Raw genomic sequence first — 11,729 nt, 5'->3', positions numbered from 1 at the left:
CACCTTCGCAAGAGGGCATCACGGCACGCGCAGCGCAGCTTACGCTCCACCGACAACCCACACCCCGAGGCCGTATGGAATTTATCGTTCACATCTTCAAACTCTACCCCAACCTCATCAGCGACCTTGTTCAGGGGGTGGTGTACATCGGCAGTACCCTGCTGTTCCTCAACGCCCTGTGGCTGATTGTCCTGGCCTATCGCCATGCCCGCCTGGTGAAGGAGAGCGAACTCATGGCCCTGGCGGCGGACCCCGCAACCCTCGATGATCCCCTGATGACCGCCGCCGTCAAGACCCTCCGGTCCGCCCACGACGAGCATAAGACCACGGCCTACCCGGTCTCGTTCCTCATCGACGCCACCCACCAGATGATGGAAAACACCTACCACACCCGCTACATCAACAAAATCACCATGATCACCAACCTGCTCCCCCCCATGGGGTTCATCGGCACCATTTTCGGGATGATCATGATCTTCCTGGCCAAGGGAGATCCCAACAGCGACCTCAACACCACCGGGCTCGGAGTGGCCCTCTTCACCACCCTCATCGCCCTCACCTGCTTCGTGATCCTCGAGGTGTTCAAAAAAAGCCTCATCAACCTGGCCACCTCCCGCATTGAACGGGCCCTTGGGTACCATCAATCCATTTGTGAGATGACGGCCCCGGTAACGGAAGACGTCCCTCTGGCCGCAGACGCGGCCACCACCCCATAACATCCGGCGAGCACCATGAGATACGACGATTCAAAAATCTGGCTCTTCTCCTTTGCCGACCTGGCTTTTCTGCTCCTCATCGCCTTTACCCAGGCCTCCACCATCGGCAGAAATCCCGTTCACATCGGCGAGATGACCATCCCCAAGGTGGTGGATGCCCAAACCATTTCCAGCCTGGACCAGCCCCGGGTGTCGTACCAGATCCGTGTCCTCAAGCCCACCATCCCCGAAACCACGCCGTTTCAACTGGTGACGGTGGTGGACGGCGTGCTCCACGCCGATGAGCGCACGTTGAACGCCCAGGACCTGAGCGACCGCCTGACACAGATGCTCCGGGAAGGAAAAAACCGCCCCATGCTGGTTCCGGACCAGTTTTCCCTGAGCAAGGACACCCTGATGGCCATGTCCCTCATCGAAAAAATCTACGACGACCACGGCAAACGCGTCACAGTCCGAAAAATCTCCGGGATGCCCTAGGGCCCGGACCGGAAAAAGAGATCAGACAAAGAGGGGACGGAATTCGTCATGCGCACCATTCCCATGCAATATTACGGTTACGGCTCCGCCCGCATCACCATGCCGGGAACCGTCGCCCGTGGCGCTCGCCGCGAATGGCTTGTGAGCCCCTCGCTGATGCTCCTGCTGATCTCCCTGACCTGTTTTGCCGTGCACAAGCTCCTCTTCAACGAACCCCTCTCCCTGACCCGATCCCGAACCATCATCGTCATCCCGCGCACAGAGCCCCTGCCCGAGCCCACGGTGGAAAAAAAGATCAGCTTCTTCAAGGTGGTGAAAGACGCGGCAAAAAAACGTGCCGAGCCCAGAAAAAAGGAGCTCAAACGCATCATGGAGCCCCCTGCGGCCCTCCCCAAGGAGCCGCCTCTACCCGTGAAGGCAAAGCCCCGCCTGCTGGTACCGCCACCCAAGATGCCCCTGGCCCCTCCCCCCAAAGCCCTTGCCACCCCGGCACCAGCACACCGGCCCCAGCCCGAGATGCGGCCCCCGACCCGTATGAAGCCAACACCTGCGATCCCGGCCCCCCACACTCCGTCGCCCCGGTCAATGCAGCCGGTGACCAGAGAGTTGAAGCCAAAAGCAGCCCCTGTGCTCTCCACTGCGCAGCCGCAGCCCCTGGCCCTCTCTGCCCGGGCCCCCCGGCAGCCCCTTCGGGACCCCGCGCCGCACCGTCCCCACAAAGCCGTGCCCGAGCCCAAGGCAGCCCTGTCCCCGGTCATCACGAAACCGGCTCATAAGGCCCCTGCAACCGTCCCGGAAACGCTCCCTCAAAAGCGGTTCACGCCCCTGGCCCTCTCAGATGCACCTGCCGCAATGCCCATGGGCCGATCCAAAACGCCGTCCCCCTCCCCGGCCCTTGGGGGGACACCCAGACGCTCCGGCCCTGCGCCCGTCCTGACCCAGCTCGCGGCCCCGTCGGTCCACAGCGCAGCCCCGCCGACATCCATGGAGGCCCCGGGACCACGACGGGGTGCAGCCCTCAAGGGGCTTGCCCCGGCACCGACACAGGGCCCGGCAGCCTTGCCCCTGGCGTCCGCCTCCGCAGGTACCACGCCGACCCAGGGAGAGTCGCGCCCCCGGCGCCCGTCTCTGACCGCGCTTCCGGAAGGCCTGCCCACGGGGCCGGTCCCGACGCCCTCTGCAGGCGAAACGCCGGATATCCATACCCTGGTCACCATCCGGGGGAGCACCCTTGACCACTCGCTGCGCGTCACGAGCCTCAAGGAGGAAATTTACCGAAAAGCCCGCCACATGAGTCCGGAGAAGAGCCCGTACACCTTCCGCATAAGGGGGTACACCTGCACGGTGGTCATCCAAAACGGAGCCCCACCCACGGCCCTTCTCAGCTTTGAACCCAACGACGCCACGTTTGAGGTGGTGTCCGCCCTTGAGCGGTCGCTGCCACGGAGGACGATGTAACCCATGATGTCTGAATGCCACACCACACCGCCGCCCCGTCCGGGGCTATGCCATGCACGGACAGTCGCCTTTCTGTGGGCACTTGCCTGCACCCTGCTGATCTTTCCACCGCCCCTTGCCGCCGTCTCCATCATGACGGAGAGCCAGATGGGCATGGAGATGAAAGAGGAGCCGCCCCCCGCGACCAACAGCCCCAAGATTTCTGTCTCCAACGACAGCGGGCAGATGCTCTGGATCGCGTCGGTGGGCCGCCTCTACATGAAAGATACCTTATCCCCTAAAGAGCGGACCTCACTTCTGGAGACCCTGGAGAGCCACCTGGGAATCCAGGCAGACGGCCACCTGGACATCGCCGCCGCACGCCAGGCATCAGCCCGGCTGAGCCGGTACAGCGGCCTCAGGGAGAAGCCCTTCTCCAACATCTACTTCGACGACAAGCTCAACCTCACCGGATACAACGCCATCTACCTTGAGACCTGCGTGCTGAACCGGGCCGACGAAGGCCCCCGCTTCATTCGGTACTTCGAGAACGGATACCACCCCAACAGGGCCCTGTTTGTCAAAGAGGAGCCCTACTACAAATCCCTCTACTATTACCTCTACCTCACCCAGGAAGACCTGGTCCGGGCCGTCAACGATGCCGTGGCATACCTCTCCAAGAACCCCGACGGCGCCCCCCCCTTCACCGCCGAGCAGATCAGGGGCCTTGAAACCACGGTGAAGGTGTGCACGGAGCTCGACAACCTGCGGCGAAGGGGCCTTGCCGCCAAGGAGTCTCCCTGGGAGCGTATCTTCACCCCGGAGGAAAGCGCCTGGCTCGACGCCACCCTGGCCTACTTCACCAACATCGAGACCCACATCGCCCTGAGCAGCTACGACTGGTTCAAGCGCTCCCTGCCCCTGTCCATCAGCAGCCGCGTCATTGCCCACAGCCTCCGCCAGACCTGGACCGAGCAGGCGGTCTCCCACCGTACGGTCCTGCCCCTCATGCTCTTTATCAACAAGGGGACCAAACAGTTCAGCGTGGAAAAACTCTTCAATGAGACCTTGGCCATGCTGAAAATGGACAACCGCGAGGTGGACCTGGTGGTGCTCTCGGCCATGAAGAGCTGGCTCCTCAAACAGATTGAACAGGGCATCAAGGTGGAGGATCGCACCACCTACAAAAAAATACTCGATGAGCTCAATGTCTGCCCCACCGGCTGGATCTTCTACAACCTCTACGCCTGCCGGGAGCCCCTGGCGGCCATGGAGGGCTACATGGCCGGATGGGAGGGGCTCAGCAGCCGGGAGCGCCGGACCCTCTTCGACACACAGGTCCAGCCTCTCTACTACGAGGCCAAATCGAGGATCGACATCGTCTTCAACGACCTGGTCAAGATCTTCGGCGGAGAAGAGATCTACGGCGGAGAGTACAAAACCACCAGCATCAATCACATCTTCCACCGGTACCGGGGCGAGATCGACTACACCTATGAGTTTCTCCAGGCAGGGGTCTACGGTGACGCCCTCTCCGATGCAAGGCTCCCCCTGGCCAACGCTTCCAGGAGCTGCCTCCACGACTTCACCGCCGCCTTTGTCAAGGCGCCGGAGCTGCGAGTCAATCACGTCAACCTCCTGAACGCCTACACCCTGCTCTTCCGTGAGCTGGCCGCCCAGGGCAAGGTGAGCCTCATCACCCTCCATGAACGGGAGATGGAGGAACTGATCCGCTCCGAACGCTACAGGCTGGGCTCGGCCCTGGCACACAGGGAAGACAACCGCTACGACATCTACCGCATCATCGCCGACACCTACCTGGCCACCCCCCGGCTCCGCACCCGGGCCCTGAAGGTAGCGGCCCAGAGCTTCGATTTGGCCCGCACCTATTACATCGAGGCGGCAAGGCGGGAAGGTTTCATCTCCGGGACCCTGCCCGGTGCCCTCTCCGCCGACGCCACGGAGGTAGACGATTACGAGCGGCAATACGAGTACTACCAATCCATCGCAAAACAACTCGGCAAAAAGATCCTGCTCCTCCTGCCCCCGGAGGATGTGGACCTTTACAACCGGATGCAGGATTCAAGGAATCCGGAAGGGTATCTGTTATGATGACAAAGGGACGACCACGCCTTGCGGCGACGATCCTTCTGGTGCTGCTGTGGAGCTGCCCTGCGGGCGCTGATTTCATGGAAGAGTTCAAGACCCGTGGCCGCAGCATCAGCCTGCTCCACGCCGTGCCCCGGCACCCCCTCCCGGCCAATACAGGCATCACGGCCCTGAGCCGGAAAGACATGGCCCTTGTAAACACCCTGGCCGCCACACCCGAGGAGGGCCCCTTTCTCCCGGTGGACGACATCGAAACCATGGTCAAGCGCATCGACGGCCTCACCGAGGAGTTTGAAGCCTCCAAGGACGGAGAGCGGCTTCAGCGACTCCGGTTCGATATCGCTTACGAGTATTTTCTCCTCTACCTCCACTACCAGAAGATCAAGTACGGCTTCAGCGAAACCAAGCGGCTCCCGGACGAGAGCATCCCTGTCACCGACGCCGAACTGCGGCAGTACCTGATGCTGAGCCGCCATTACCTCTCCCCCTTTCTCGAAAAAAAGGAATCTGACAAGGCCATCACGTCCCACCGGGTGGCAGACGACGTCACCTTCAGGGTCCGGGGAAATCCAGAGTCCTACCTGAACGTCCACTTCCTGGCCATGATGATTGAAGAGGAGCGCATGGCAGGCGGCTGGATCGAGCCGGACTCACCGGAACCCATCAACCTGACCTGTGATGCCAAGACCTGGCACTGGCTGGAAACCCTCTGGAAGCGCTACCACCGAAAAAGCAGGGAGAGGGTCTATGTTCCGTCGGCAGGGCAGCTCTTCTCGCTGTACGAGCTCTACCTGCGGTACCACTTCCTGGGTCGCAGCCTTCGGTACGACCAGAAGCTCGACCCCCTCACCCACACCCGCACCCGCACCCTCCTGAGCCGACTCTGCGAGCTGGGCAAAACCGCAGGCATCCGCGGTGGGACACCCTACGAGCGGTACGTGGAAGAGGCCAGCAAAGACTCGGGCAACACCCGGTTCCTGGTGAGCCTCTATCTGGCCAGGCGTGGATTTGCCGTGCTGCGCAACGGCACATTGCCCGCCTCCAAGGCAGAGCTCTTCACCCTCTACCAGCAGTACTACGACCGGGCGGCCCAGCAGGTCCGATACAACATCACCTTCCGCAAAACCATCTACAACGAGCTGATCCTCCTGGGGGTGGAGACGGGCAACCTCCGACTCATGGAGGACATCCTCTACCAGTACGGCCTCATGGGCATGCGAATTCCCGGCCCCGATGACGGGGACCGGTTCATCGGAGACTCCGCACGGTTCACCATGGCCTACCTTGTTGCCAATATCCTGGAGAAGAAAAGGCTCTCCGGCCTCACGGACAACTCGGCCAGGTATGCCGACATGGAGGGCACCCTGGTGGAGTCCCTCACCTCATCGGCAAACTCCTACTGGCGCTATGCTTCGGTGTTTCATCGGTGCCTGGCGGAGTATTACGCAGGTGCCCACGAAGACCGGAGCGAGGCACGGGCCATCTACCACTCCCGAAAGGCCTTTCTGACCCTCTGCAAAAAACTCTCCCTCAACGGGCAGGGTGGCGACGTCGATGCCTTCCGGGGCATGCCGGAATCCCAGCAGTTCCTGAAGCTCTTTCTCTACTACCAGAAAAAATACCCCACGAGCCCCGATGCCTCGACCCCCCGGGAGTATCGTGCCGACCGCATCATTGAGACGACATTACAGCAGAACAGGAGTTAGCATGACACGACGAACCCTTGATCACCCCAACCACCCCGCCACGCCCCGTCGAGCCCGCACCGGCCGACACCCCATCGTTCGCCTCATGGGATGCCTGTGCTTCGCATGCGCCCTGCTGGCCGCCGGATTCCACACCCCTGCAGTGCAGGCCGCGGAATCCTCCACCATGGAAGAGCTCAAGGCCAATTACCTCACCAGCATCTACGACGACTGCCGGATCTTCCTTGAGGGGATCGAGTTGTTCATCAACCGCGACTACCCCAGGTTCTGGTCCGACATCAGCACCGGAAAGCCCGTCTCAAAATCCATGATCCAGCGTTACATCCGGGAGCTTGAGTATTTTGAAGGGCAGCTCGACGCCCTGTACGAAGAGTTCATCAGCTATGCGGACACCACGGCCAACAAGTCCAACCACGGCCAGACACGGGTCCGGGACCTTGAGGCCAAGATTTACCAGATCCTCGCCTACGCCTACATGCGCACCGGGGATTTCGCCATGAGTCACGCCCTGACCGCCAACGAGGACATCATCACCAGGGAGTTCACCATCCCCCTCATGGACATTGAAGGGAAAAAGCAGCCCTTTGCCCTCACGCGGGAGCTCAAGCGCCTGCAACTGCTCATCAGCGCCAACCTGGAGGTGGTGGAGATCCGCATGACCTACTTTTTCCCCTCGGACCTCGACAGCATCAACGCCTACCTCAAGGTGGACGAGTACGACGGCGGCAACCCCTTCAACCTCACCTTCCTGAGCTACTACGACAACGCCTTCCTTGAACTGGGGGACGGGGAAAGCGGCGTCATCCACTTCAGCGAGATCATCCGGTTCTTCAACCGGATGAAGTACAACGACGCCTTCAGCCAGGGCATCGACAACACCAGCGGCCGGGAGCAGGTCTACAGGCTCCCCATCATCAAGGGGCAATACGGCATGGCATTGAAGGACGACGCCATCCTGGGCTACGCCTCCCCGGACAACACCACCCTGGGCCTGGAGCGCCTCTGCCGATATACGGGCTTTACCCGCACCGATTTCAGGACCCTGAAGCTTGAAGAGAAAAAGAACATCACGGACAGCACCACCGAAGAAAAAGAGCTCTACATCTCCCGGGTGGAAAGCCCCAAGGCGGTGGACGCCGAGGAAAGCGACGCCATGACCTATTACGGCAATGTCCCGTCCAACGGGGAGCTGAGGCCGGGGAGCCCCATACGCTACGGCACCTACCGCCTCTTCGAGGGGGGAGAATACCTGGGCCTCATCGAGCTGGTCCCCTGCTACAAGGGCCAGCACTGCGCCAAGCAGAACCCGGACAAGGCGGTCACCGAGGTGAAGGTCTACAACCACGAGCTCAGCTTTTACGAGGACACCCTCGATTACATCCGCATGAACACGCGCATGTACGGCACCGCCCGAAACATCACCCGCGACGACGCCTCGGAGATCCACATCGGCAGGGGCTGCGCTTCGGGTAAGCGGTAGAAACAAGCACAGGCACGCCTGAAACCAAAACGGGTCCCGGGGCATCTTGCCCCGGGACCCGTTTGCGTGTATCCCCGATCACGTTCTCTTCTCAGCGCATCCGCGCCGCCGTGTTCTATCCGTTCCCGTTTCCATTGGCCTTTTTCCGGTTCATCCAGGCCGGTTTTTTCCGCTCTTTCAATTTGGGAGGCATGGCCACGGTGCGGACCCTCTTGTTCCCCACCAGGGCCTTGAGGTCGTCGATAATCTGGGGAGAGACCGTCACCCCGGCGTAATCGGGCAGCTCAATGGTGGTCACGGAGTGGCCGCGCAGCAACAGGTGAACCGTCACCGTGCTGGGGCCGGGGTAGCGCTTGAGCACGGCGTCAATGCGGGGGATCAGCTCCATCTGGATCTCCCCTGCGTCCAGGTGCAGGGCAATGCCCCCGGTCCAGAGCCCGATAACCTGGTCCATGCGCACCAGGCGCTCGGCCGCAATGGTGACGTTGTTCTCCTTCACCTGGGCCACACCCTCCACCATGACAATGGAGTCGGCGTGCAAAAACTCCCTGACGTCGGTAAAGGTGGAGGGAAAGACCACCACCTCGATATCGCTGTAGAGGTCCTCGATGGTGATAAAAGCCATCTGGTCCCCTTTTTTGGTGCGAATCACCTTGACCATGGTGATCATGCCCCCGAAGCGGACCGCTGAGCCCTCCACCGCGTTCTCCTTATTGAGACCGGTGAGGGTGGCATAGCCCTTCATCACATCTTCGTACTGGTGCAGGGGATGGCCGGAGATATAAAAGCCCAGCACTTCCTTTTCCAGGGTGAGGCGGTGGCGCTCTTCCCACTCCGGGATATCGGGCAGCACCGGTACGTTGATGCGTGCCCCGCCCTGGGAGGGATCGCCAAAGAGGCTGAGTTGGGGGTCTTTTTTCTCTTTCTGGACCCTTGCTCCGTGGTCCAGGGCGTCTTCCATGGCCGCGGTGAGCTGGCTTCGGGTGGCGCCGGTGGAGTCTAAGGCACCGCTCTTGATCAGGGCTTCCAGGACCCGCTTGTTCACCTTGCGAAGGTCCACCCTCTCGCAAAACTCAAAAATGGTGGAAAACTGGCCATTTGCCTCACGTTCCTCAAGAATCACCTCAATGGGACCTTCCCCCACGCCCTTCACCGCGGTGAGGCCGAAACGGATCTTGCCGTCCAGAACGGAGAAGACGCCCTGGCTCTCGTTGATGTCCGGGGGCAGCACCTCAATGTGGTTGTTCTTGCACTCGGCAATGAACTTGACGATCCCCTCGGCGTTACCGATTTCACTGGTCAGAAGGCCGGCCATGAACTCCACGGGAAAGTGGGTCTTGAGCCAGGCCGTCTGGTAGCACACCAGGGCGTAGGCGGCACTGTGGGATTTGTTGAAGCCGTAGCCGCCGAACTTTTCCATAAGGTCGAAGAGCTCACCGGCCGTCTCTTCCGGATGGCCGTTTTCAAGGGCCCCCTTCATAAACAGGGTGCGGTGTTCGGCCATGGCCGCGGCAATTTTCTTGCCCATGGCCTTTCGCAGGCCGTCTGCGTCGGCCATGGTGTAGTTGGCAATGACACCGGCGATCTTCATGACCTGTTCCTGGTAGAGGATAACCCCGTAGGTCTCCTCCAGGATGCCGTCAAGGCCGGGGAGCAGGTACTCCACGGGCTCGCGACCGTGCTTACGGTTGACGTAGGCATCCACCATACCGGAGTCCAGGGGCCCAGGGCGGTACAGGGCCACCAGGGCGGTGATGTCGCTGAATTTTTCCGGTTTGAGCCGCACCAGAAGGTCCTTCATGCCCGAGCTTTCCAGCTGGAACACGCCGGTGGTGTTGCCGCTGGAGAGCAGGTCAAAGGTGGCCTTGTCCGCAAAATCGATGTTGATCATGTCGGGGCGCTCAATGCCCTGCTTTTCGATCATGCCCAGGCAGTCGTCGATGACCGTGAGGTTTCGAAGGCCCAGGAAGTCGAACTTGACGAGGCCGATCTGCTCCACCCTCTTCATGTCGAACTGGGTGATGGTTTCGTCGTTTCTCCCCTTGAACAGCGGCAGGTACTCCACCAGGGGCTTGTCCGAAACCACCACGCCGGCTGCGTGGGTAGAGGCGTGGCGGGTGAGGCCTTCCAGGACCTTGCAGACGTTCATCAGCTCGGTGTAATCGGGCCGGGAGTCCACAAGTTCCTTGAGCTCGGGCTCCTCGATGAGGGCCTTGTCCAGGGTAATCCCCAGGGTTTCGGGCACCAGCTTGGCGATGCGGTCCACCTCCCCCAGAGGAATATTGAGGGCACGGCCCACGTCCCGGATCACCGCCTTGCTCTTGAGGGTCCCGAAGGTGATGATCTGGGCCACGTAATCGCCGCCCCCGTACCGGCCAACCACGTAGTTGAACACCTTCTCCCGGCCACGGATACAGAAGTCCACGTCGATATCCGGCATGCTGATTCGGGAAGGGTTGAGGAATCGCTCGAAGATCAGGCCGTGCTCGATGGGGTCCAGGTCGGTGATGTTCATGGCATAGGCCACGATACTGCCCGCGGCCGAGCCCCTGCCCGGTCCCACGGGAATCCCGTTGTCCTTTCCGTACTGGATAAAGTCGGCCACGATGAGGAAATAACCCGGAAAGCCCATGGTGATGATGGTATCCACCTCGTACTTCAGGCGCTCCTCATACACCGCCACATCCGTGTCCGGATTTCGCTCCAGAATGGCCTTCATGCGCCGGTCAAAGCCGTCCCGGGCCGTTTTCCGGAACAGGTCGTCCGTGGAGAGGTCGTTGGTGGCGTCGAACTGGGGGAAATGGTAGGTGTTGAAATCAAACTCAATGTTGCAGCGGTCGGCAATGGCCACGGTGTTGGCGAGCACCTCCGGGGTGTCGCCGAAGGCCCGGGCCATCTCGGCGGGGGACTTGAAGTGGAGCTGGTCCGTGCCGAACTTGAACCGCCTGGGGTCGTCCATGGTGGTGCCGGTCTGGATGCACAGGAGAATTTCGTGGGCCTTGTGGTCCTCGTAGTTGAGGTAGTGGCAGTCGTTGGTGGCCACCATGGGAATCCCCAGGCGCTTGCCCATGTCGAAGAGGACCTCGTTGACCTGGTACTGCTCGGTGAGGCCGTTCTCCTGAACCTCCAGGAAAAAATTCTGCTCCCCGAAAAGCTTCTGGTAATGAAGGGCCAGGTCGTCGGCCTCCTGAAGCTTTCCCTTCATGATCAGCTTGGGGATTTCCCCTGCCAGGCAGGCGGACAGGGCGATGACGCCCTCGCTGTGCTGGGCCAGCACCTCCCGGTCGATACGGGGCTTGTAGTAGAATCCCTGCAACTGGGCAATGGAGGCCAGCTTACAGAGGTTGGTGTACCCGGCGTTGTTCTCGGCCAGGAGCACCAGGTGAAACAGGCCGGTGCCGTCTTCGGCCCCCTCCTTGCGCTTCAACCCCCGGGGCGCCATGTACGCCTCAAACCCGATGATCGGTTTCACCCCGGCTTTGTTGGCCTTGTCGTAAAACTCCACGGCGGAAAACATGCTGCCGTGGTCGGTGACGGCAACGGAGCTCATGCCGAACTCCTTGGTACGGTCGAGCAGTGGGTCCAGTCGGATGGCACCGTCCAGAAGGCTGTACTGGGAATGTACGTGCAGATGAACAAAATCCGGGATATCGGTAGATTGGGTCATGATCTCTATAATCGGGGTGTATGGAGGTTGTAGGAAGTGCTCACGTTTTGCCGGAGGCCAGGCCGCCAGATGGGAAGGCTACGGCAGGGTCAGGAATATCGCCATTGGGACCCCGTTGCAACCCTTTTTATCCGCGG

The 11,729-nt window shown here is 61.0% G+C and carries 7 protein-coding genes; 6 read left to right on the top strand and 1 reads right to left on the bottom strand.

The features are described from left to right. The first annotated feature begins 74 nt into the window (after positions 1-74). Genes MSL71_RS21585 through MSL71_RS21560 form a run of 6 tightly spaced genes read left to right on the top strand, consistent with a single transcriptional unit; the run spans position 75 to position 7,925 of the window. The gene (locus tag MSL71_RS21585; protein ID WP_180144765.1) at positions 75-716 is read left to right on the top strand and encodes a MotA/TolQ/ExbB proton channel family protein; all 642 of its coding nucleotides are present in this window, start codon (positions 75-77) and stop codon (positions 714-716) included. A 15-nt stretch (positions 717-731) separates the two neighbouring features. After that, positions 732-1,193, top strand: a complete 462-nt coding sequence (locus MSL71_RS21580; RefSeq protein ID WP_180144763.1) for a hypothetical protein — start codon at positions 732-734, stop codon at positions 1,191-1,193. A 48-nt stretch (positions 1,194-1,241) separates the two neighbouring features. After that, positions 1,242-2,651 carry a hypothetical protein gene (locus MSL71_RS21575; protein ID WP_180144761.1) on the top strand — a complete coding sequence of 470 codons (1,410 nt, stop codon included), beginning with the start codon at positions 1,242-1,244 and terminating at the stop codon, positions 2,649-2,651. Positions 2,652-2,654: 3 nt separating this feature from the next. Then, entirely contained in the window at positions 2,655-4,742 is a 2,088-nt protein-coding gene (locus MSL71_RS21570) for a hypothetical protein (protein WP_180144758.1), read from the top strand. Beyond that, positions 4,739-6,445, top strand: coding sequence for a hypothetical protein (locus tag MSL71_RS21565; protein ID WP_180144755.1), 1,707 nt, complete (start codon positions 4,739-4,741; stop codon positions 6,443-6,445). The genes MSL71_RS21570 and MSL71_RS21565 overlap by 4 nt, the downstream gene beginning before the upstream one ends. A gap of 1 nt (position 6,446) precedes the next feature. Beyond that, positions 6,447-7,925 carry a hypothetical protein gene (locus tag MSL71_RS21560; protein ID WP_180144752.1) on the top strand — a complete coding sequence of 493 codons (1,479 nt, stop codon included), beginning with the start codon at positions 6,447-6,449 and terminating at the stop codon, positions 7,923-7,925. A gap of 115 nt (positions 7,926-8,040) precedes the next feature. On the opposite strand, the gene dnaE is transcribed toward MSL71_RS21560, so the two are convergent. Further along, on the bottom strand, positions 8,041-11,592 hold the full coding sequence (gene dnaE, locus MSL71_RS21555) for a DNA polymerase III subunit alpha (protein ID WP_180144748.1): 3,552 nt from the start codon (positions 11,590-11,592) through the stop codon (positions 8,041-8,043). Positions 11,593-11,729: the final 137 nt, after the last annotated feature.

The sequence above is a fragment of the Desulfoluna butyratoxydans genome, from assembly GCF_900699765.1.
Lineage (GTDB): Bacteria > Desulfobacterota > Desulfobacteria > Desulfobacterales > Desulfolunaceae > Desulfoluna > Desulfoluna butyratoxydans.
The sequence above is the reverse complement of the archived record's forward strand: the minus strand, read 5'-3'. Positions and strand labels throughout refer to the sequence as shown.